The sequence below is a fragment of the Anaerobacillus sp. CMMVII genome, assembly GCF_025377685.1.
GTDB lineage: Bacteria > Bacillota > Bacilli > Bacillales > Anaerobacillaceae > Anaerobacillus.
Genome location: NZ_JACEHK010000002.1, coordinates 630,382 through 652,718, shown reverse-complemented (window position 1 = coordinate 652,718; position 22,337 = coordinate 630,382). Strand labels below are relative to the sequence as shown.

21 protein-coding genes, 2 pseudogenes and 1 other annotated feature are annotated in these 22,337 nt (G+C 36.5%); all 23 genes and pseudogenes read right to left on the bottom strand.

Annotated elements, in window-relative coordinates; genetic code table 11:
- Positions 1-234 precede the first annotated feature (234 nt).
- Positions 235-384, bottom strand: coding sequence for a YrzI family small protein (locus tag H1D32_RS07245; protein WP_261177571.1), 150 nt, complete (start codon positions 382-384; stop codon positions 235-237).
- Between the two features lie 130 nt (positions 385-514).
- Positions 515-667, bottom strand: a complete 153-nt coding sequence (locus H1D32_RS07240) for a YrzI family small protein (protein ID WP_261177570.1) — start codon at positions 665-667, stop codon at positions 515-517.
- Positions 668-1,114: 447 nt separating this feature from the next.
- On the bottom strand, positions 1,115-2,779 hold the full coding sequence (locus tag H1D32_RS07235) for a 3'-5' exonuclease (protein ID WP_261177569.1): 1,665 nt from the start codon (positions 2,777-2,779) through the stop codon (positions 1,115-1,117).
- A 5-nt stretch (positions 2,780-2,784) separates the two neighbouring features.
- Positions 2,785-3,891: a UvrD-helicase domain-containing protein gene (locus H1D32_RS07230; protein WP_261177568.1), complete on the bottom strand. Its 1,107-nt coding sequence runs from the start codon at positions 3,889-3,891 to the stop codon at positions 2,785-2,787.
- Between the two features lie 8 nt (positions 3,892-3,899).
- On the bottom strand, positions 3,900-4,553 hold the full coding sequence (locus H1D32_RS07225) for a UvrD-helicase domain-containing protein (RefSeq protein ID WP_261177567.1): 654 nt from the start codon (positions 4,551-4,553) through the stop codon (positions 3,900-3,902).
- 154 nt (positions 4,554-4,707) lie between these two features.
- The gene (locus H1D32_RS07220) at positions 4,708-7,494 is read right to left on the bottom strand and encodes a PD-(D/E)XK nuclease family protein (protein ID WP_261177566.1); all 2,787 of its coding nucleotides are present in this window, start codon (positions 7,492-7,494) and stop codon (positions 4,708-4,710) included.
- Between the two features lie 269 nt (positions 7,495-7,763).
- Entirely contained in the window at positions 7,764-8,420 is a 657-nt protein-coding gene (phoU, locus tag H1D32_RS07215; RefSeq protein ID WP_261177565.1) for a phosphate signaling complex protein PhoU, read from the bottom strand.
- Between the two features lie 14 nt (positions 8,421-8,434).
- On the bottom strand, positions 8,435-9,256 hold the full coding sequence (pstB, locus tag H1D32_RS07210) for a phosphate ABC transporter ATP-binding protein PstB (RefSeq protein ID WP_261177564.1): 822 nt from the start codon (positions 9,254-9,256) through the stop codon (positions 8,435-8,437).
- Between the two features lie 19 nt (positions 9,257-9,275).
- The gene (pstA, locus tag H1D32_RS07205) at positions 9,276-10,154 is read right to left on the bottom strand and encodes a phosphate ABC transporter permease PstA (protein ID WP_261177562.1); all 879 of its coding nucleotides are present in this window, start codon (positions 10,152-10,154) and stop codon (positions 9,276-9,278) included.
- A 3-nt stretch (positions 10,155-10,157) separates the two neighbouring features.
- Positions 10,158-11,093, bottom strand: a complete 936-nt coding sequence (pstC, locus tag H1D32_RS07200; protein ID WP_396126154.1) for a phosphate ABC transporter permease subunit PstC — start codon at positions 11,091-11,093, stop codon at positions 10,158-10,160.
- An 81-nt stretch (positions 11,094-11,174) separates the two neighbouring features.
- A complete protein-coding gene (locus tag H1D32_RS07195; RefSeq protein WP_261177558.1) occupies positions 11,175-12,173 on the bottom strand; it encodes a PstS family phosphate ABC transporter substrate-binding protein in 999 nt (332 codons plus the stop codon).
- Between the two features lie 304 nt (positions 12,174-12,477).
- The gene (locus tag H1D32_RS07190) at positions 12,478-13,212 is read right to left on the bottom strand and encodes an MBL fold metallo-hydrolase (protein WP_261177557.1); all 735 of its coding nucleotides are present in this window, start codon (positions 13,210-13,212) and stop codon (positions 12,478-12,480) included.
- Positions 13,213-13,342: 130 nt separating this feature from the next.
- A complete protein-coding gene (gene rpmA, locus H1D32_RS07185) occupies positions 13,343-13,633 on the bottom strand; it encodes a 50S ribosomal protein L27 (protein WP_261177556.1) in 291 nt (96 codons plus the stop codon).
- Between the two features lie 13 nt (positions 13,634-13,646).
- Positions 13,647-13,979, bottom strand: coding sequence for a ribosomal-processing cysteine protease Prp (locus tag H1D32_RS07180; protein ID WP_261177554.1), 333 nt, complete (start codon positions 13,977-13,979; stop codon positions 13,647-13,649).
- Between the two features lie 8 nt (positions 13,980-13,987).
- Entirely contained in the window at positions 13,988-14,296 is a 309-nt protein-coding gene (gene rplU, locus H1D32_RS07175; protein WP_261177553.1) for a 50S ribosomal protein L21, read from the bottom strand.
- Between the two features lie 15 nt (positions 14,297-14,311).
- Positions 14,312-14,403: a sequence feature (ribosomal protein L21 leader region), on the bottom strand.
- A 146-nt stretch (positions 14,404-14,549) separates the two neighbouring features.
- Positions 14,550-15,646 (bottom strand): annotated as a pseudogene (locus H1D32_RS07170) (Rne/Rng family ribonuclease).
- Between the two features lie 126 nt (positions 15,647-15,772).
- Positions 15,773-15,880: pseudogene (locus tag H1D32_RS25310) on the bottom strand (hypothetical protein); the annotation flags it as partial.
- Positions 15,881-16,368: 488 nt separating this feature from the next.
- Positions 16,369-17,226: a M50 family metallopeptidase gene (locus tag H1D32_RS07165; protein WP_261177622.1), complete on the bottom strand. Its 858-nt coding sequence runs from the start codon at positions 17,224-17,226 to the stop codon at positions 16,369-16,371.
- A gap of 1 nt (position 17,227) precedes the next feature.
- Complete coding sequence (locus H1D32_RS07160) at positions 17,228-18,016, bottom strand: M23 family metallopeptidase (protein WP_261177552.1); 789 nt, start codon at positions 18,014-18,016, stop codon at positions 17,228-17,230.
- 698 nt (positions 18,017-18,714) lie between these two features.
- Positions 18,715-19,881 carry an IS256 family transposase gene (locus tag H1D32_RS07155; protein WP_261177551.1) on the bottom strand — a complete coding sequence of 389 codons (1,167 nt, stop codon included), beginning with the start codon at positions 19,879-19,881 and terminating at the stop codon, positions 18,715-18,717.
- Between the two features lie 280 nt (positions 19,882-20,161).
- A complete protein-coding gene (gene minD / locus H1D32_RS07150) occupies positions 20,162-20,959 on the bottom strand; it encodes a septum site-determining protein MinD (protein WP_261177550.1) in 798 nt (265 codons plus the stop codon).
- 106 nt (positions 20,960-21,065) lie between these two features.
- The gene (gene minC / locus H1D32_RS07145) at positions 21,066-21,746 is read right to left on the bottom strand and encodes a septum site-determining protein MinC (protein ID WP_261177549.1); all 681 of its coding nucleotides are present in this window, start codon (positions 21,744-21,746) and stop codon (positions 21,066-21,068) included.
- 30 nt (positions 21,747-21,776) lie between these two features.
- Positions 21,777-22,337, bottom strand: a complete 561-nt coding sequence (mreD, locus tag H1D32_RS07140) for a rod shape-determining protein MreD (RefSeq protein ID WP_261177548.1) — start codon at positions 22,335-22,337, stop codon at positions 21,777-21,779.

Here is a 22,337-nt window from a genome sequence, read left to right as displayed (position 1 = left end):
TCGTAAGTAGAGTAGTATAGTTTCATGAAATGATAGAAAATCAGTAGCAATCACCAAAGAGGCTAACCTTTTGGTAGCCTCCTTAGTAGTTTATATTAAAATCTGTACCGTATACTCCTGTATTAAAGACTTTTAACTGCCGCAAAACCGTCTAGGCTTCTTCCTCACCATCACGTTCGTCTTGTACTCCAGATGCAAAAGAGACTAACCTATTCGTTAGCCTCCTAAAAAATATTATATTAATTGTCTTTGACTTATACAGTGCTGCTTATTTTCCTCAACAAGCTGTTCAGTAAGCTGTGCTTTAAAGGCACGCTCAAGATCTGCTTTCGAAAAATAACGTTTTGAAATGGTAATGGTTAAAAAGAAGATATTAAAGACCATACCAAGACCTCCCTTCACTTAAAAACGTAATTAGGTTAAGCCTTTCACCTGTTTGTACCAAGCTAAAACCGGAAAGCAAAATCTCATTGACATTAAAAAAACCTCCTTAATGAATTTATAGTTAATAATCTTATAAACATTTGAATTGCTGATCAAAAGATTTCGCTTTTACCGTTTCTATATGTGACTCAACCTTGTTCATGCGATAAGCTTTGCTAATTTCTTCATTTGAATATTGGCGTTTGGATATTGTTACTGAAAAAAAGAATAAATTTATTAACATACGACTTCACCTCCTCACTAAATTAATACGATATGAATGAACAGTCTTCATTATTCCTAAGATTTTTTTAGACTGACCTTTCCCTGGTTCTACTTAAGTTTAAGCCAATAACACCTAATATTTAACAGTCGTATGATGGAATTTTTTCTCGGCATTGAGACTGAAATACGCAAAAAAAGCCACAAGAGAATCCCCCTGTGGTAAGGATGTAGACATAAATGTGCGTCTACTTTTTCACATAGAAAAGCCACAGGTTTTCATACGGACCTGTGGCTTGATAATTAACAAAAGTTAAATAGCAACTTAAAATTAAGCTTCGGATACCGAACGAAAGATATTAAATTGTTTTCTGCTATTTCCATTGCCTTTGATCATATCGCTCAGCTCCTTTCGATTAATTTATCTTACATAGGAAATTATATCCAATAATTCCCTTGTTGTAAACATTTATTTTTTACTTTTTTTGTAATAGTTGATATACTCACTTTTTCCAGCATCGTTTTGTTTTAGATTTGCCATCGCTTTAATAACTTCACTCATTTCTTTTTCAACGTCGGGATGAAAAGCTACCGAGCGAAAACCGGCTTTCCCAGCTCTCATAAAAAATAAGGACAAACAGTCTACCTTTTGCTGGTACTCTTTCTCAAAAGCCATTTTGTATAAGTAGAGCTGGGGTGAATAGTAATCTGTTAACTTATCCAAATCTTTCGATTTATTTGTTTTTAAATCAATCAGATGGAAGAGACCATTTTTTTCGACAATCTTATCAATCTCACCAATGATTTGAACACCCTCAATTTCAACAGTAAATGGCCATTCGTTTTCAACTGCCTTACCTAAGTTTAATTCCTCTAACTGACGGTAATTATTCATTAAACCTTCCATCGCTTGCTCAAAGCGACTCTTTTCAATCTCATCATCAATGATTGCTAATGCTTCTGCCTTTGCTTCGTCAAGCTCGTAGCCGTGGTCAAATAATTCACAGGCTCGATGAACGATTGTTCCAAGTGTTGCCCCAGATACGATATCATAGTTATCACCAGTTTGTACTTGATTTGTTTTTTCCTCGAGCCAATGATCTTCAATTTTCACAATATATTTATCAAAATATTTTAGAGGATCATTGATAAACGTCATGATTTCCGACACTGAGAAACTCATTTGGTTTAGATTTTCCTCATTTAACACTGGAGCTTGATACTCCTCACCACTGTCTTCCCACTTTTCGTATTCTGGTACTTCTAGACACTCTTCTATATACGTTTGTAAAAAACCATTGTCTTCCATAGCATTAAGAAGCATATCATACCAAGAATCATTAGCTGCCTTAGCTACCGTAGATAAGACTAAATAATCTTTCGCACGGGTAACCGCAACATAAAAGAGTCGCTTGGCTTCTTCAACGGCTTGATCTTTAGATCTGGCTTTGATTGCATTAAAAGCCGGTGAAGATTTTTCTACTGGTTTCTTTAGGAGATCAATTTCTTTTTTGTATTGCACTGCGAGACGTACATCCTTATCAAACCTGATACTCCCAGTGTCTCCCCGAGGACCTTTGGCTAAGTCTGGCAAGAAAACGATCGGAAATTCTAGCCCTTTAGATGCATGAACTGTCATGATATGGACCATATTCCCTTCAGCTAGTTCAACTTCGGCTTCTCCTTCTTTATCAGACAAAACTGCAAGCTGTTTTATTTGTTTTAATAATTCATCTAACGAGGATGTTTTAAATTGGGCTAAGACGTCAATTAATTTCTCAACATTTTTAATTAGCTGAATGTTATTTCGCTGCAGTAATAACATTGCCTTTAAGCCTGAAGCGGTAAAAAGGTCATATAGATAAGCATTCATAGATTTTTGTGGTGTATATGGAACCCAACTTTCATAGAACTCTTTTAATTTTGTTAATGCGCTCTTCAAAGGTTCATCAAGACTCTCATCCTGCAAAAACAATCCTTCGTAAATATAGGAAGCAAGACTTATCTCTTCTTCAAGACACTGGTCAATGGTAAGAAAACCTTCGACCGTAACGCCGAATAAAGGACTTCTTAGTAATGATAATATATACAATGGTTCCCAAGGGCGATTTAACCATTGTAGTAGGGATAGCATGTCCCTTACCTCTTGTTTTTCATAAAGCCAATGCCTCCATAAACGACATAAGGAATTCCTTTGTCCTTTAAAGCTTTCTCTAGTTTCGTTAACTTAGTACGAGCCTGGATGAGAATGGCAAAATCACGCCACATTGGTCCGCGCCATGTATTTTTCTCTGCCACTATCGCTTCCTGAGCTTCCATAAGCCCAAGCATTCGGTTCGCAATGACTTCGTATTCTGATAGCTGCCCATCTGATTCTTCTTCATCTTCTGTTTCTTCTTGAGAAGGGATTGTAATCAATTCAACACGACGCTTTTGTTCTTCTTCTCCGTTTCGATGACTGTTAATTGTTGTGTAATTAATTTTATAGGAGAGGTCTGAGCTTGCTTCTTCGCCTCCCATTATTTCTTCAAAAGCCTGATTTACAAACTGAATAATACTATCACACGTTCGATAATTGGTGCTCATATTGATAAAATCACTATTCGCATCCTGTTTCGAATGTTCAACCAGCTCCTTCATTAGGCTTACATCGGCTCCTCGAAAGCGGTAAATTGATTGCTTTCCATCTCCAACTACGAATTGATATGGAGGTTGAATAAACTTCAACATATTCATCTGAAGTTGGTTTGTATCTTGAAACTCATCAATCATCATATGCTTAAATTTTTGCCGAGAAGCTACCTGGACCGCTTCGATTTCGAGAAGGGCAATAGCCTTTTGTTGTAGGTCAGAGAAATCGAGAGCTGCTCGTTCTCGTTTGGCTGCATCAAATTTTTCATGAAACACTGAAAGCATGTGAACAAAAAGTCTGATAACCTCTTTAATTTCTTCCTGTTCAGCTTCTGAAGGTCCTTTCAGGTTCTTCCATACTTCTTTTAATGGTTTAAATAATCGATCATATAACTCAAATAAAGGCGGATTACTTTCTTTCCAAGCATTGCTTACTTTCTTCGGCATGGCATCAACTAATTCATCATATAAAGTCTCAGAATAATCCCCTTTTTCGCTCAACAACGAAAAATGTTCAATAATCTTGCTCTGGGCTTTGTCCTGATCATCTAACTCTAAGACAAGAGGCTTAGCATTTTGATAAAAGTGTTCGATTGCTTTTTTACGCTCTTCCATAATTGAGGCTAATTGTATCGCAACAATCTCCTCACTATCAAAAAGGACTCAATAGAGGAAACCGACGTAATAATTTCTTTCATTTGACCGTAAACCGCCTTGATTGATTCGCTCAGTTGGTTTCGCGTGTAAAAATTGTACAGCGGTCTCCATACTTGATGATATTCAGGTGAATCATACATTTCTTCAAAGATATCAATTTGGATAAGCTTCGCTTGAACGTCATCAAGGACCGTAAAATTGGGCGTAATATCCGCTTCGAATGCGTATTCATGTAACAATTTATGACAAAAGCTATGAAACGTAGTGATTAAGGCACCATCCAAAGCTTCCTTTTGCTCCTGCCAAAACTGACCGGCAAGCTCTTGTTCATGTTTCTGGTATAGTTTATCGACAGAAGAGCGTTTTTCTTCAATACGACCACGAATTCGATCCTTCATCTCTCGAGCAGCTTTTTCGGTAAATGTAATGGCAACGATTTCCTCTACCGCTGCTGCAACGGCTGAAGAGGGATTTCCGAGCTTTTCTTGAAGCTTTTGTTCGCAAAGATGGACATACCGTTCGGTTAAAACACGAGTTTTCCCTGAACCAGCTCCAGCTGAGATAACAACTAGTGGCTTTTCACTGAAAATCGCTGTTTCTTGCTCTGGATTAAAATTCACTTCCACTCCCCCTCGCCTTCTTCAATTTGATCTTGGGTGACTCGACATACTGATTTGTAGATACAGCTATTGATACATTTTAGTGGCTTTACAGAAAAGTTTTGAGTACTCCCCTCCCACAGCTCCTTCAAACGCTGTTTCAACTCATATTTGGCTAACAACATTTCTGCCTCAAGTGTTTCTTCTTTGTAGCTTTGGCATGAACAGAAAAGGGATTGTTTTTCCCGAAATGTTCCTCGCGCCAAACACTGTTTCCGGCACGTTTCAACGGATCTCTTAATGATATATACGATGCACCGTGAGCCGTTAATTTTTCTGGTGTTTCTTCAAATATCCCTGATAAATCGAGCTGATAATGCCCAGTTGTCAACCTGTTTTCCATCGCAACTAAATATAGTGGTAATTGAAGCTTAAGACCAGGACGAACTTCTTTTTCAAAATTTAATGATGCTAGTCCAGATTTGTAGTCGTATATAACAAAGCCATTCTCATCAATATCAATTCGATCAATTTTTCCCGACAAGGTAATCGTTGTTGTTTCATCGATTTTTAAATCAAGTTCAATTGCTTCCTCTAGTCGGAATAGGTGCATCCCCTGGAGTTGTTTATTTTCCCAAAAATGCTGTTTCTCGGCAAGCCACCATTTGCGAAGCTTTTTCTGCCATTCTTCTTTTTCGATTGACAGTTGTAACTTTGAAAAATCAAGATGACGCCCCTCGACAACTGCCCATTCTTCCTCAAAGATTTCTAATAAAATCGTTTCAGCCGTTTCTTTCATTTCCTCTGAAAATGCAGAGAAAGGTTTGCCAACTAACATTAGTTGTTTATAAAACTTTTCTATAATCGTATGAAGCATTGAGCCTACATCTCTGAAATCGATTGATGTCCTTTTCTCGGAAGGTTCTTTAATGTTTAGAATTCGCTCAAGAGCATATTTAAATGGACACATCGCATAGCTTTCAAGCATTGTGACCGATAACTTGTCCCGCCGCAACTGCTCATGCCAATGAGAGGAGACTATTTCTTTGCCTTCCTCTAAGTAGTCTAGGGTTGCAGTCATTTTCTCTAGCTCTTTAGGTAAACTCTGCACTTTTTTTCCTATCCCAACATGAAAAGCAAGTTTCTCCTGATAGTCTTGCATTGAACGAGATACTCGATTGGCATACCGAGTGGCTGTACTGTACTTTCTTTCTAGAATTTGCTTCTTCCATCGTTCTAAATAACCAGAAGGGAGTAGCGGGTTATGCGGATCTACACCTACGACATAGGAAAAAGACAATGTTTTCGCTAATGAAAACAACTGCTGGAAAAAAGCATCATCTTTTTGTCGAAATAACCTTCGAGTTGGTGCCGCAAACGGGATTGGTAGGTTTCTTAAATCACTTTCTTGGAAATAACCACTGAGCTTGTGGCCCTTTGGAAATGTTCCTTCATTCATCCCCATGACATAAATCTGTTTCCCTTTAAATAAAGCTATATCGCGGAATGTAAATATTTGAACTCCTTTATTCGGAGCCCTCTCTACATAAATTGAGCCCGTTTGGATTCCATCATTTAACCACTCAACAAAAATATGATAATGAACCTCAAGCTCTTGTAGTCCTTGCTTATCTATCAATTCAATTTTTTTAGTAAGAAAATCCAGGAGAAAATCATATGACTTCCATTCAAAACGAATCTGTTGAAGTTTGTTTGTCTTTGTCAGAGATTGTAGTCTTTCTTTCCATATAACAGGGAATTGACTTTTTTCTAGCAAATCTCTCATCCAGGTTAAATAAGATACCAAGCTTGCCTTTTTAGGAAGGGATGTTCGAAAATCAACGAATAAATCGATGTATTCTTTCAGATCTTTCTCAAGAAATCCAGTTTCAATATACGATCTCTTTTTCGTCATATACTCAAAACTTGGGAGAAATTGAAGTCTAAGTAAAGAATCTAGGAGGTCTATAGCATCCCATCTATTTGAAAATCTACCATTGTGGTTTAGTAATGCATGATAGATAAATTGGAAAAGTAAAGATTCATTCACCAACTTTTTTTCAGGTCGTTTTATTGGGATATGTTTCTCCTTTGCAACTTTAATTACACTTTCTAAATACTTTGCTTCATCTGCTAACAACAATCCTACCTCTGAAAAAACCAATGCTTTGTCTTTTTCTGCAATTTCTTCTAGAACTCCATAGATTTCTTCTTCTATAGTTGTGGCGGAAGAAACTGTAATGTCTGGTTCCGTCTGTATTGATAACACTTCATTGTCTGCAATTTGAAAGCCTATCTTTTGAAGCGTGGATTTTGTCTCTTCTAGAATCTCCGCTCCTTCAAGCAATGGTAAATATACAGTAATATCAAATCCAAGGGAGACGAAGTAATTAATCACCATATATTGAAGCGTACTGAAGTCTAAATAGCCATCGATCACAATCCCACCAAGATTTAAGTTGGTTTGCTTTTTTAAAGATACCGCTTTATGAATTCGGTTTTCTGGATCTAGAAGACGTTGTTTTGTAACCCACTCTGTCTCATACTCCGAAAAGACAGCTTCCATTTGCTTGAACTGTGGTGGCAAATCGTTAATAGTTAATCCAACACGTTTCAACTGCCCATATGTCTGGGCGTATGCTTTGGCTTTGTGCCGGAGTTCTTCTGGATTTTGTAAAAATCGCTTTTTATCCCTAGCAATTAATTCTTGAAAAAACAATGTTCGTTCGCTTTCAGACACAGCGAAAAAATCAACATTTGCTTTTTTCAAAACTAAATCAGCCAAATCATCAAACGTTTTAAAAGCGATGCCAGCTTTTCGTTTTCTGGCTTCTTGAAGATATTTATTAGAAGGTAATATGTAATAGATTGGTTTTCCAACTTCTTTTTGCTTGTTGAAGCACTCTAAAAGTCGATCACTATTTGCAACCTCTGTTATTGGTGATGTTTTTACAACTAGCATGTGCAACCTCCTTGATAACGGAAATAAGTTCATTATACCAACAATTCCCACTGTAATTGAAGTACAAGGGGACTCTAAAAAGAATTATATAAATATACCGTCGTCACTAGAATGTATGTTCTTATCTTATTTTAACACTACCAAACATTAAATCTCAACAAGGAAGTAAAGATAATCAAAATTATGGAAAATGCCTTAAGGGAGTATCATTTCTTTCATTAAACTTAAAAGACGATACACGGTTCGTATCGCCTGGTCCCTAAGAATATTTAGTTTAAATCAAAATACTGACCGTTCACTTCATAGATGATTAGCTCAGCAATGTTCGTTGCATAGTCTGCAATTCGTTCTATATAGCGTGAGATAAACGCTAGCTGGGTTACCTGCTCTATTTTTAATTGCTCAGAAATGACAAAATTAAAGATTATCTTCACGAACTGAGCATACATTTCATCAACTTCGTCATCTACACTAGCAATTTGTTGAGCTTCTAATATGTTTCCATTTTCATAAGCTACGAGTACTCTTGATAACATTTCACTTGCCTTGTTTGCCATCTGTAATAAGAGTGTTGTATCGATTTTTACTTCGCTCATTGGTATTCTTTGAGCAGCCTTTGAGATATCTACAGCCAAATCACCAATGCGTTCCAAATCACTTGAAATCTTAAAAGCCACAATAATTTTACGAAGATCTGAGGCAACTGGCTGTTGCCTTGCAATGAGCAAAGTTGCTTTTTCATTAATTGCTAGTTCTTGCTGATTGATCTGTAAATCGTTTTCTTGGATGCTAGCATATTTTTTTATATCATTATTTATAAATGCCACCATCGATTCGTTAAAAGCAACATTAACTTGACTTCCTAAAGCTACGATGGCTTCTTTTAGACTTGCTATTCCTGAATGAAATGTTTCTCTAGTATGCATGGTCATATCGCTCCTTATCCAAATCTTCCTGTGATATAGTCTTCTGTACGCTTGTCTTTTGGATTGGAAAAAATGCGATCTGTTTGGTCATACTCAACAACCTCTCCATTTAGGAAGAAACTTGTTTTATCTGATATTCTCGCAGCTTGTTGCATATTGTGAGTAACAATAATAATAGAGTACTGTTTTTTTAACTCTTCCATTAACTCTTCTACTTTCAGTGTAGATTTCGGATCAAGTGCACTAGTAGGCTCATCCATTAAGATAACCTGTGGTTCCACTGCCAGACAACGGGCAATACATAAACGTTGTTGTTGGCCACCTGAAAGACTATAAGCATTTTCATGGAGTCTATCTTTTACTTCATCCCAAAGCGCAGCGCCACGTAAACTTTTTTCTACCACTTGGTCTAGGATCTTTTTGTTTTTAATGCCGTGAATTCTTGGTCCATAAACAATATTTTCATAAATTGATTTTGGGAATGGGTTTGGCTTTTGAAAAACCATTCCAACTTTTGTTCTTAGTTCTTCAACATGAAACTTCGGATCAAAAATATCTCTTCCTTGATAGATAATACTCCCAGACGTCTTTACCCCTTGGACCATTTCAACCATGCGGTTTAAAGTTTTAATGAATGTTGATTTCCCACAACCAGAAGGGCCAATAATTGCAGTGACATCATTTTCAAAGAAGTCTAGTTGAATTTGCTTTAATGCTTGTTCTTTCCCGTACCATAAGTTTAATTGATTTACTTCATATACTTTCTTTTTATCTACTTTTACAATTTTATCTTCATTATTTTTTTGAATTATTTTAGGTTGAACTGCAACACTCATAAAACATCCCCCTTAAAATTTAATAACGCTTCTGAAATTTATTTCGAATTAAAACAGCAATTGAATTCATGATTAATAGCATCGCTAACAAGACAATAATTCCAGCTGCTGCAACAAATTGGAATTCTTCCTGCGGTCGCCCTGTCCAGTTAAAAATTTGAATTGGCATAACTGTAAACTGACTCATTAAGTTTTCAGGGACGAAGGCAATATACGTTAATGCCCCAATCATAATTAATGGTGCAGTCTCACCAATTGCTCTTGAAAGAGCAAGGATATTTCCAGTCAAAATTCCCGGTATCGCAACAGGTAAAACAACACGACGGATCGTTTGCCATTTCGTTGCACCCATACCAAATGACGCTTCCTTTAATTCTTTTGGTACTGCGCGAATTGCTTCTTGAGAGGCGACGACGATAATTGGTAAAATTAATAATGCCATCGTTAAGCCACCTGCTAAAACACTGCGATCTAACCCTAATCCACGTACAAACAATGTTAAACCTAACAAACCAAATACAATTGATGGAACACCTGCTAAGTTAGAAATATTCATTTGGATAATCTTCGTAACTAGATTTTTACTTGCATACTCTTCAAGATATAACGCTGTTCCTACACCTAATGTAAACGCAATTGGTGCCGTTACTCCCATCATCCAAACCGTTCCGTAAATCGCTGCTTTAATTCCCGCATCGCTTGGACGCCTTGAAGCGAAGCTCGTTAAGAAATCCCAATTGATGTAACCTATTCCTTGAGAAAAAATTCGATATAAAAGGATTGCTAAAACTAGTAATCCAGTAAGTGTTGCTAGTAAAAATAAAACGGTGAAAAATTTATTTTTTAGTAAACGAGTAGGAATATTTTTGACCATTTGATTTTGCTTAATTACTTCCATCTTTTAATATTCCTCCCTGAATTTTCGTGAGATAAAGAAAGCTAATATATTCATAACAAGTGTAAAGACAAAAAGTGTCATCCCTACTGCATAAATACTATAATAGACAGTTGAGCCATACGTTGCGTCTCCTAAACTTACTTGAACAATATAAGCTGTCATGGTTTGAATTGCACTTGTAACATCGATGGCTGTTGTTGGATTTGCTCCACCTGCTACAGTTACAATCATCGTTTCACCAATCGCTCTTGACATCGCAAGGACAAACGATGCAATAACCCCTGATAGAGCTGCTGGTAAAACAACTTTAATCGCTACCTCTAACTTGGTAGCTCCTAATGCATATGCTCCCTGCCTAATTGAATTAGGTACAGAACTCATCGCATCTTCAGAAAGTGAGGCAATCATTGGAATAATCATAATTCCTACCACAATCCCTGGACTTAAAGCATTATAAATTGATAAATCTGGTACAAATTGACGTAGTAGTGGTGTCACAAATGTTAAAGCAAAAAATCCATAAACAATTGTTGGAACACCTGCTAAAACTTCTAAGACTGGTTTAATGACTCTTCGCATTTTATCTGATGCATACTCACTTAAATAAATCGCTGCCCCTAAACCTATTGGAATTGCCACTGTTATCGCGATCGCTGTTACTAATAATGTACCGGTAACTAAAGGTAAAATTCCAAAGTTTGGACTAGAATGCATTGGATGCCACTCTTTACTAGTAATAAATTCAACAAATGAAACTGTCTTGAAAAATGTAAATGTTTCAAATAATAATGTGAATACAATTCCAATTGTTGTTAATATAGAAATAATGGCACAAACAAGTAGAAATCTTGGAACTGCATTCTCTGTAAATTTTAACAAAGACCTTTTTGAATGATTTTCAGCAATTAGTTCACTTACTGATTTAATGTCTCTATTCATTTCCATCCCCCTTATTGCGTAAAACATAGAGTGGTAGGGGTGACGTATTGTCCACCCCTTCCCTTTTCTATTTATCAAAAACTATTTAGCACTATTGATGATTTCTGCATTATTGTCATAATCCGCTTGTTGCAAGTTAATATAGCCAACTTCTAGTGCTAATTCACCTACATGTGTATTTAAGAACGTTAAGTAGTCTAAAACTTCAAGACGTTTTAACGACTCTTTATTAACATACATGTACATTGGTCTTGATAGTGGCGCGTATGTGCCATCGTTAATTGTTTCTTCTGTTGGTACGATTGGACCCTTTCCATTGTCAATAGGCACTACTTTTAATTTATCTTGGTTTTCATAATAGTAAGCATAACCAAAGTAACCAAGACCACCTTGACCACCAGCAACACCCATTACTAGAACATTGTCGTCTTCTGAAAGTTGAGCATCTTTACGAATATCTGTTTTATTTAGAATTACTTCATTCCAGTAGTCATATGTTCCAGAGTCATGTCCTGGGCTGAAGAATTCAATTTTAATTTCTGGCCATTCTGGACGAACATCTTTCCAAGTGACAACTTCCGAACCGTCTACCCACATTTTTGTAAGTTCTTCGACAGTTAAGTAATCTACAAAGTCGTTATCTTTACTTACCACTACTGATAAACCATCAAATGCTAGTTTTAACTCGATATATTCAACGCCATTATCTGCAGCTAGCGCAGCTTCTTCGTCTTTGATTGGGCGAGATGCATTACTAAAATCTGTTTCACCGATTACGAAACGCTTAAAGCCACCACCTGTACCAGAAACACCTACAGGAGCTTTTACATCCGGTTGAACTTTGTTATATTCTTCTGATACAGCTTCAAGAATTGGGAAAACTGTTGAAGATCCATCAATAGCAATTGTTCCAGAAAGCTTTTCTTCCTGTTTTTCTTCTTTTTGCCCATTAGTTTGAGGAGAGCTACTTGCAGTTTGAGTGTTATCCTTAGTAGCCTGCTCCCCACTCCCACATGCAGTAGCCACTGCTAATACTGTTGCAACTGTTAATGCTAACATAGAACGTTTGAACTTTTTCATTTGGTATTTTCCTCCCGAAAATGTTTTCGTTTTTTAGAAGATATAGTCTCTTAAACTACAAATCTCCTTTACAAGTTCTAATTTACTCCTCAAATTTAAAGCTGGAATGAACGTAGCGTAAAGAAATTGTAAATACTTTTCAGTGATTGTAAAGTTTTAAAAATTGACCCCCGTAAAATACCGGGATTTCCTCTTTTAAAAATTTACAATTGCATTTCTCACTCAGGAAAATTGATAATTGAAATGAACTTAGAAGGGCGTTAACAAAAGAAAAAGCTCAAGACCAACTTGGCCATGAGCTTTTCTATACGTCGAATCTTAAACCTTTCTGAGCTAATGTGACCTCACCATTAAAAATAGATTTTGCTTCATTAACTAGTTGTACTGGATCTCCAAAATGAGGCAAGTGTGTGAGGATCAGTTTTTTCACACCCGCATCTCTAGCAATCAAGGCTGCCTCTGTACTATTCATATGACCATAGGGCTTACCATCTTGATGTGCGTAAAAACTTGTTTCACAGATCAGTATGTCAGCATCTTTAGCGAAAGAGTGAAATTCTTCTTTATAGCTACTGTCTGCCGTATAGACAATGGATTTCCCTTCCGCTTCAAATCGCATCGCATAGCAGCGGACTTTATGGTCTGTTTCTAAATATGTAATTCGAAATGGGCCAATTTTTGAGTCATGAACCTCGTTATAAATAAAAGATAATACATGTGGTGGTTTTGCCAACTTTTGAAATTCAGCTTGATCATAAGGATGTCCGTAAATAGAGAGTGCTTTATTGGTATTATTTAACTGAAAATCAATGAGGCGACTATATTGAAGTGAGCCAATATCCGCAATATGGTCATGATGGTAATGAGATATAATCACTGCATCAATCTCTGCTAAAGAACAATAATGCTGTAACTGTGAAAGAGCTCCACTGCCACAATCAACCAATAATCTAAAGCCATCACGCTCTAGTAGATAACAAGACGTAGCATTCCCTGCTTTTGGGTAAGCCCCCCAGTGACCGATTACTGTTAGTTTCATATGTGCTGTACCTCCTTTTTTTAGTGAAGAGTCATTTTTGGCATCTTAGGGAAGCTTTCACAAACTTTAAACTCTACATTATTATATGCAAAAAAGTCCTAACCAAATGGCTAGGACTTTATTTTAGAGATTATGCTTCTTGAGCTGCTGGGTAAACACTTACTTGCTTTCTGTCACGACCAACGCGTTCAAACTTAACCACGCCGTCAACTTTAGCAAATAAAGTGTCGTCTCCACCTCTACCTACGTTTACACCTGGGTAAATACGTGTACCGCGTTGACGAACTAAAATAGATCCGCCAGTTACAGTTTGACCGTCAGCACGCTTTGTACCAAGACGTTTTGACATTGAGTCTCGACCGTTCTTTGTACTACCTACCCCTTTTTTCGATGCGAAAAATTGAAGGTTCATTTTTAACATGTGAATTCACCTCCTAGGTTTCCCTAATTTTAATATGTTTAGCGTACTGCTCAGCAATAGAAGTGAGTGATACAACCATTGCTTCTAATAGAAGCTGTACTTTCTCATATGTTTGCACGTCCAAATCGGTTGGAACTGTGCAGCGGAGAAAGCCACCATCGTTGTCCATATCAACTTCAAGCTGAACATTACATAATGTATCGATTGCGTTAACAGTTCCAAATGAAACGGCTGAAGCTCCAGCACAAACAATATCTTGTCCATGTGGTCCGCTATTGGCATGACCACTCATTTCGAAAGAACGAATGTTGTTGTCAGATTCGCGAACAACTTTTACCGTAATCATACGATACCTTACGCGTTGATCTTTTCGATAACAACTTTAGTGTAAGGTTGACGATGACCTTGCTTACGACGGTAGTTCTTCTTAGCTTTGTACTTATAAACTAAGATTTTCTTCGCGCGACCTACTTTTTCAACTTTAGCTGTTACAGTTGCTCCTTCTACGAATGGAGCTCCTACTTTAACAGAGTCTCCACCAACTAATAATACGTTGTCGAAGCTTACTGTTTCACCAACTTCAGCATCTAACTTCTCAATGTAGATCTCTTGACCTTCTTGAACTTTGATTTGCTTTCCACCAGTTTCAATAATTGCGTACATTTACGTGCACCTCCTTATTATACTCAGACTCGCCAATGAGGGTGTTTTACCTAAGGAAATCCCTTGGATAAAATCTTTAACCCTTTTAAGAGCGGTTATAGCTCTTTGGAGGTTATCCAAATAACTAACAAAAAATATCTTACCATTTTTCTTGAGTAGAGTCAATGATGTTTTGAGTTTTGAGTTTTGAGATGTTTAAAAGAATTGCTTCGAAGCTTTATCACACTTAACTCTTAACTCAACACACATAACACTAAACTCTAGACTGAACTTCATCTACACTACCGACAAAACGGATGGCAAATTCGTTTGGAGTAAGCGATTGGCTGGCTTTAACGAAAATCTGATAATGGAGGGCTTTTTCTAACCGACTTATATGTTCGTTCTTTTCGCCCTTTAGAAGTGACACGACATTCGGTGGTACCTCAACAAGTAGCGCATCACTATCCATCCCTTTATATTCCCATAGTGCTCTTTCAACCTTATGTGCTACCGCCTCATCAGAAAGGACTTTCCCCTTACCTAGGCATGTCGGACAAACTGTTGATACACTATCCTGTAGGTTTTGACGTGCTTTCTTTCGGGTCATTTCTAATAATCCTAATCCAGTAAATCCAAGAATATTTGTTTTGGTTCGATCGTTTTTCAATAACGTTGTAAGAACACTCATCACTGTTTCTTTGTCTTTATCCTGCTTCATATCAATAAAATCTATGACAATAATTCCACCAATATCTCGCAAGCGCAATTGTCTAGCAATTTCTTTGGCTGCTTCAATATTTGTTTTAACTATCGTATCTTGTAGATCTAATTTCCCTGTAAATTTGCCTGTATTTACATCAAAAACGGTTAACGCTTCTGTTTGATCAATGACTAAATACGCACCACTCTTTAACCACACTTGCCGACGCATTGCTTTATCTAGCTCCGCCTCAATATGGAAGTGTGAAAATATGTTTTCACGTTTCTGATAAAAATGAAGTTTCTCTAGTAGCTCAGGAAATGGAGTAAACATTTCCTTTAACAGCAAGTAATCCTTCATTGTATCAATATAAATTTCTTCTACTTCATCAAAGTTAATATCACGGACTACCTTTTCTAAAATTGAGTTGTCTTCATGAATGAGTTGCGGCGGTTTAAGACTCTTTCCTTCTTTCCAAACGTCCTCCCAAAGTTTCCTAAGGAAAATAAATCTTGAGCGACCTTTTCCTTTGTTAATCCTTCAGTAGCTGTTCGAATGATCATTCCCTCTTCACCTTGACAAAGCTCTATTCCAATCGTTCGCCAATGTTCTCGTACTTCTTCTTTTTGCATTCTTTTTGATACTCCTACATAACCAGCATTAGGCATGTAGACAATGTATTTACCAGGAAACGAAACGACTTCAGTGAGTCTTGGTCCTTTCTTTCCAAAGCCTTCTTTCGTAACTTGGACTAATACTTCTTGTCCTACTGTGAGGAATTGAGAGATTGAGCGCTCCTTTTTTGATTCGTCTGCTTCTATCGAGCGCTGGAAGCTTACTAACTCGTCACGGTACAAAAACCCATTCTTATCAAGACCAATATCTACGAAGGCTGCTTGCATCCCAGGAAGTACATTTACCACTTTCCCTTTATAGACATTTCCAACTATCTTGTTAATATCAGGTCTTTCAATTAATATCTCAACTACCTTTTTATTTTCTAAAATTGCAAGCCGTCGTTCATTAGTTAGCATATTAAAGATGAATGTTTTCATGTGTATCCCTTCTTCTAAACCATAATAAGAAAAGCGCAAGCGCCCTAGGAAAAAGTATAGTGTGCTTTTTCCCTGTAAAAGCTACTGAACTGGTCACAGCATGTGTTCCTTCTAATGTTACTACATGCAGCTTTGCCTCGAGCACATACCGGACCACAGAGGCAGCGTTTAAGTGATCACGTGTTTTTGACCTCGTGGAACTTAGGTGCTTGCGGTAGACATCACCTAAGATATTTATTAATTGATATCTTCTAAGAAAAAACCAGCCGTTTTACTTTGGCTGGTCTCGATTTACATTATATAATTATAACATTATTTGTTAAAATACCAAAGTTTTACTGATACGGAAGACTACTTATTGGCTTATTTGCTTTTTTTTGTTCAAAAAATGCTTTTAAAACTGTTTTCTCATAAAGTATTTTTCTAGGTGCTATTGAATCATTTTTAATAACAATCTTATGTTTAACGCCACGTCTAAATGTTTTTAATACATCTTGCACTGTTAGGTGTGCCGAAACAACAATTGGCACGGTTGCAGCGAAGGGTTTTTCCGTTTTATAGTAACGCTCCATTAGAAAACGCATATAAGCGTAGCTTCGTTGCTTCCATTCAAAATAATGACTAAAAAGTAGGAACAAAATAACTATCCAAAGATTTAGGTGAAATGGAAACAAATAAATACTTACGACTGTAAATAGAAATAATAAAAATAGCGAGCTCTTTAGTGTTTTATCAAGGCTTTTTTGAAACGGTAGCTTCGTTGAAAAATATAAAAACAAAAGCTTCCCTCCATCTAAAGGCCAAATGGGTAATAAATTAAATAATAAAATCATCAAATTATGCATAATAAACATTTGGTGGTCATTGATTGTCCAAAATTCAAAAGGAAGTAAAAGATAAGACAAGGCGATTAGCCAGATATGTTGGATTGGGCCTGAAATGATGACGATAAATTCCTCTTTTAAAGGTCGATTTCCATATTCTTCAACCTCAGCGACTCCTCCGAAAGGTAATAATTCGATCTTACGAATCCGCCACTGAAAAAAATGGGCCGCTACGCTATGACCCATTTCATGTATAAAAACGATACTAAATACCATAATTACTTCTCGAAAGTATCCAGTTAAAACACCTATACCAATAACAAACCAAAAAAGAGGATTTATTTTTATTTTTTTTAATAATGAAATCATATTAATCAAAGGAAATCACTTCAAGAGGATTGATAAATGTTTCTCCTTCTTTTAACGCAAAATAATAGAAACCTTTATTGTCATTTAATGAAACTGTTCCGATTTTTTTACCAGCCTCAATGTGATCATAGAGATTGACTTCAACCTTATCGAGCATTGCATACCATGACTCTCCACCATCATAATGAGCAATAATTACTGTTTTACCTAGCGTTTCCTCTTCAGCAACAAAACGTACCATGCCACTTTTGGCAGCTTCTACATTTGAATTTGATACAGTCTCGATGATTACACCTTTCCCATCCTGATCAAAGCTTTTTGTCACTCGACCAGTGGCGGGTACTGCATAAGCTACATTTAATTCTTCTCCTTCAAGATTTTCTAATGCTACATCTCTTGTCGTCGGAAGTAAAGCTAACGGCTTTCCAAATTGATCCTCATACCAATTGGCAACAGTCGCAAATTGAAATTCTTGTTCAAATGAATTTTTTACAAATTGCCTTGCCCCCTCAAGTTGTGGTATTTGCGTTCTGAATAATATTCCAACAATTAAAAACAGGCAAACGGCTGTTAAGATTTGAAACATTAAAATATCTTTTCGAAACAATTTCTCTTCTGGTTCTCCTGCTCCTTTTGCACTACTAGGAAAATAATAATCCGTGTCATCTCTTGATTCACTATGACTAGGATAGTATTGCGGTTGTGAACGCTCTTTTCTACCTATTTCACTACTAATCTTTCTTCGTCTTGCTTGAATTTTTCGACGAATTTCATCGACCCTGTTCGCCATCTATATTCATCCCCTTTTTTAGTGTAGAGTGTAAAATTTAAAGTGTAAAGTTTTGCGAGTTACTCGAAGATGTAAAGTAGCGTAAAATCCAATTTTGTAGATAGCTCTTAAAAGTAATTTTTTATGATTTTCATTGAGTAATCTTAGCCTTGAAGCAACTTCAAGCAATTCATAATTCATTAATTAATAGATATGACTTGTCCGGGTAGGATATGCTAATTAGTTTAAAGTGTAGAGGTTAAAGTTCTGTGGTACTCGAGAATGATCAAAAGAGGCTTCGAAGCACCTTCTTAAGAGAAGATTGTTGCTATTAGCTTTTAGGTCGTAACCAAGCGAATGCTTGGTTCTTCACGCTTTGCGTGAAGCTTTTGAGAATAAATAAGCCATTGAGACAAATAAATTTTTCCCAATGGCTTATTTATTCTCAAAAGACGACCTAAAAGCAACAAAGTTTACGTAAACAGCCAATAAAAAAGAAACAAAACAATCATGTTTAATCTCTCAAAATTTTTATAAGATTTATCCTGCTATCTTAGTGTTTATGTGTAAAAATCAGGCTTTTGGGATTTTTACGGGTAGCGTCAAGTATTTTGTGTAAGCATTAAAAGTAGGGCCCTATGAATTACTTTAGTTATTTTCTGAATTTTCAGTCATGTATGGCAGGGGAGCCCGTACATGACTGAAAATTTTTCCATTTTTTAGTTATATCGTTCAGTAAACATTTCTTGTAACTTTGATTTTGATTGTGCAAATCCAGCAGATATTCTAGTTGACCATTTGTCATTCATCGATTTAACTGTTAGATACAAGATCTTCTCAGCTGCTTTAATATCAGGTAGGCTATTCATTGGTTTTACACGTTTTCGAAACTCTTTTATTGTTCTTTCAATCCAATTAGTTGTATAAATACCAGATCGGATATCCATAGGATATTTCATAAACGTCAATAACACTGGCAGATCCTGTTCCCAGGATTGAACTTCTTTTGGATACTTTTTAGACCATTCTTCTTTAAACTTCTCAAATTGAATTTGAGCGATTTCTCTTGTTGGAGATTTATAAACTAACTTCAATCCTTCAGATATGTCAACTTGGTCTTTTTTTCGTACTTGGTTTAAGGTATTTCTTACTTTGTGAACCACACAACGCTGTACATCAGCTTTAGGATACACAGCTAGGAAAGCCTCTTCGAGGCCGCTTAATCCATCAAAAACTCCTAATAAAACTTCTCTTAAACCTCGCGTATACAAATCTGCTAAAATAGTATGCCATCCAGTTGAACTCTCACGTCCCCCTACGTAAAAGGCTAGAATTTCACGGTGACCATCTTCATTTACCCCCATGACAACATAGACAACTTCTTTATCCACCGTATCTCGGCGAACTTTAATATACATTCCATCTAAATATAGTACAGAATATCTCTTATTTAACGGACGTTTTTGCCAAGCTTCAATATCTTGATGCACAACTTCCGTTATATTACTAATCGTTGTCGCGGAGTAAGTTGAGCCGACCATTCTTTCTACAAACTTACCAACATCACGGGTGCTCATCCCAGTTTGGTACATACGAATAATGGCTTCTTCTAACCAACCATCTCTACGCTTGTAAGGCTCAAATAATTGAGTCTTATATTCTCCTTGGCGGTCACGAGGTACAGAAATATCCTCAATTTTACCGTATTTTGTGTCCAATGACCTTTCATAGTAACCGTTACGTTGAAGCCCTTGATCAGGTTTCTCTACTTCAATAAAATTCTTAATTTCTTCTTTTAAGTATAGCTCCATTTTATCTTTTAAAAAGTTTTTTACTAAATCTTCAAGTTGATTCGTAAATTCGTTAGCAGGTATAATAGATTTCATAGTAGGGTTTTTCCTCTCTGTTTGGGATGTCGCAATTCCGAGGATACCCTACTTTTTTATTTTTTGGAGACTCCAAATTTTGGCCATTTATGTCTTACACAAAATATTTTATACCATCTTTTTACGAAAGCAACAAACTTTGCGAAAACAGCCTTTTAAAAAGTAACCATTCATCCCCCACTTACTCGTAAACTCCTTGGAGTGGGGGTCTTCTGGCCAAAAATGATAAAAAAGTTAGCAAGACTTGCTCGCTAACTTTGAAAGATTGGATTATAACAATTTAAGCCCTAATCCCAAAAAACTTTTTCATTTTTGTGAACATGCCCTTGTTATCTTCTAAAGACATCAAAGGAACAGATTCGCCTAAAATACGTCTAGCTATATTTCGGTAGGCAATAGATGCTCGACTCGTCGGTTGGAATGCAATCGGCTCACCTTTATTAGAAGCTTTTATGACATCATCATCATCTGCAACAATTCCTAATAGCTCAATTGCTAAAATTGAAACAATCTCGTCTACATCTAGCATATCACCATTTTTCATCATATGGCTGCGAATTCTATTTACGACAAGTTTAGGGGGCTCAATATTTTCTTGCTCTAGCAACCCAATAATGCGATCTGCATCTCGAACTGCCGACGTTTCAGGTGTCGTTACAACAACTGCTTTATCAGCACCAGCGACAGCGTTTTTAAAACCTTGCTCAATTCCTGCAGGACAATCAATAATAACATAATCAAAGTCTTCTTTTAATTCTTTAATGATTACTTTCATTTGTTCTGGATTTACGGCTAATTTATCTTTTGTTTGTGCTGCTGGCAAAAGCATAAGACACTCAAAACGCTTGTCCTTAATAAGTGCTTGTTGCAACCTACAACGTTCTTCAACTACATCAACAATATCATATATGATTCGGTTTTCTAAACCCATTACAACATCAAGGTTACGTAAACCAATATCTGTATCTACTAAGCATACTTTTTTCCCTGAAAGCGCAAGGGCAGTACCAATATTTGCAGATGTAGTCGTTTTTCCAACGCCGCCTTTACCAGAAGTAATTACAATCGCCTCTCCCATGCGAAACTCCCCTTTCTAATTGAGTTTTAAGTTTTGAGGGTTGAGTTTAGAGTTATTTAATAGCAAAGCTTCGGAACCCTACCAAAACTAACTCACAACTCATAACTCATAACTCAAAACTTGTAACGTTTGTTATTCCTGGGCGTATTTTACCCATTTGTTGTATTCTCTCTATGGCAATTTTATTATCGTAACCAACATAAGCACATTCCATGTCATGGCTTTCATTGTCTTTCGTATCAGGTGACCGGCTAACAATTTCTGCGATACGCAATTGTGATGGTTCCATTTTTGAAGCAGCAATCACGGCTTCGGAATCACCCTCACTTCCTGCATGAGCAATCCCACGTAAGACACCCAAAATATAAATGTTTCCCGTAGCAACAACTGTTCCACCAGGGTTAACATCTCCTAGTAGGAGTAGATTCCCTTTGACTTCTAACACCTGACCAGAACGAATAACTCTTATAATCGTAGCAGTTTGGGCTTCTTTTTGTAAATTTTCTGCCTCTTGTTTCGTGATAATGTTCGATTCTATTTGGTTTATTACAAGCTTTTGCTGATCACTAATAATTGATATTAATTGTTCCTTTTGGGGCTCTGAAAGATAACGATTCCCAACCGAAACTTTTACATGTACAGCTGGCCCTTCTGAAATTTGTGGATAATTTGAGGAAAGCTTCTCTTCAAGCTCACTGACAAGTTCAGAAAACGAACACTCGTCGTCCAAATATAAGATTAGGCCTTCTTTGGTTCCTCGAATTGTTACATAGTTTGTTTTTAACATGGCCAAAGTTCACCTCTAACTTTCTTTTATTCAACGTTGCCATCTAAAATCCTTTTTTCTTTTATTGATTTTTTCTTCAATATCGTCTTTATTTTGTAAAAAGACTAATAATTTTCGTAAAGGATACGCAAATATGATTAAAAACACACTATTTACGAGTAAGCTTGGCAAAAGTCGTTCATAAAAGAAGTTTTCATGAAGAAGATTTGTAATATTAACCATAGAGTAAATTCCATAAACTAAATATTCAAGGAGAATCGTACCGACGATCGTAGTAATAAAGAGTAATGATAAGTTCTTCTGAAAAATCTTGTACGAAAATCCAAGTAAATATGTAATAAGAGCCATACTAAAAATATAGACACCCAAAACGTGAGTATAAATAATATCTTGAAATAGTCCAAGAAAGAGAGCATAAATTGTACCTGTAGTTCTCCCCAAAAAGATAGCTATTACAATCACAACGACGAAAGCAAAACGAGGGATTATGATGAACTCTGAACCAAATCGGTCAGGGGCAATCACTTGCATGACTGTTCCTTCGATAATAAAGAGAATAAATATAATAGAGGGAAGGAGAAATCGTAACAT

Coding starts and splice junctions, on each gene's coding strand:
- H1D32_RS07245 (WP_261177571.1), bottom strand. CDS start 384: ATGGTCTTTAATATCTTCTTTTTAACCATTACCATTTCAAAACGTTAT.
- H1D32_RS07240 (WP_261177570.1), bottom strand. CDS start 667: ATGTTAATAAATTTATTCTTTTTTTCAGTAACAATATCCAAACGCCAA.
- H1D32_RS07235 (WP_261177569.1), bottom strand. CDS start 2,779: ATGCTATCCCTACTACAATGGTTAAATCGCCCTTGGGAACCATTGTAT.
- H1D32_RS07230 (WP_261177568.1), bottom strand. CDS start 3,891: ATGGAAGAGCGTAAAAAAGCAATCGAACACTTTTATCAAAATGCTAAG.
- H1D32_RS07220 (WP_261177566.1), bottom strand. CDS start 7,494: ATGCTAGTTGTAAAAACATCACCAATAACAGAGGTTGCAAATAGTGAT.
- phoU (WP_261177565.1), bottom strand. CDS start 8,420: ATGCATACTAGAGAAACATTTCATTCAGGAATAGCAAGTCTAAAAGAA.
- pstB (WP_261177564.1), bottom strand. CDS start 9,256: ATGAGTGTTGCAGTTCAACCTAAAATAATTCAAAAAAATAATGAAGAT.
- pstA (WP_261177562.1), bottom strand. CDS start 10,154: ATGGAAGTAATTAAGCAAAATCAAATGGTCAAAAATATTCCTACTCGT.
- pstC (WP_396126154.1), bottom strand. CDS start 11,093: ATGAATAGAGACATTAAATCAGTAAGTGAACTAATTGCTGAAAATCAT.
- H1D32_RS07195 (WP_261177558.1), bottom strand. CDS start 12,173: ATGAAAAAGTTCAAACGTTCTATGTTAGCATTAACAGTTGCAACAGTA.
- H1D32_RS07190 (WP_261177557.1), bottom strand. CDS start 13,212: ATGAAACTAACAGTAATCGGTCACTGGGGGGCTTACCCAAAAGCAGGG.
- rpmA (WP_261177556.1), bottom strand. CDS start 13,633: ATGTTAAAAATGAACCTTCAATTTTTCGCATCGAAAAAAGGGGTAGGT.
- H1D32_RS07180 (WP_261177554.1), bottom strand. CDS start 13,979: ATGATTACGGTAAAAGTTGTTCGCGAATCTGACAACAACATTCGTTCT.
- rplU (WP_261177553.1), bottom strand. CDS start 14,296: ATGTACGCAATTATTGAAACTGGTGGAAAGCAAATCAAAGTTCAAGAA.
- H1D32_RS07165 (WP_261177622.1), bottom strand. CDS start 17,226: ATGATTTCATTATTAAAAAAAATAAAAATAAATCCTCTTTTTTGGTTT.
- H1D32_RS07160 (WP_261177552.1), bottom strand. CDS start 18,016: ATGGCGAACAGGGTCGATGAAATTCGTCGAAAAATTCAAGCAAGACGA.
- H1D32_RS07155 (WP_261177551.1), bottom strand. CDS start 19,881: ATGAAATCTATTATACCTGCTAACGAATTTACGAATCAACTTGAAGAT.
- minD (WP_261177550.1), bottom strand. CDS start 20,959: ATGGGAGAGGCGATTGTAATTACTTCTGGTAAAGGCGGCGTTGGAAAA.
- minC (WP_261177549.1), bottom strand. CDS start 21,746: ATGTTAAAAACAAACTATGTAACAATTCGAGGAACCAAAGAAGGCCTA.
- mreD (WP_261177548.1), bottom strand. CDS start 22,337: ATGTTACGATTTCTCCTTCCCTCTATTATATTTATTCTCTTTATTATC.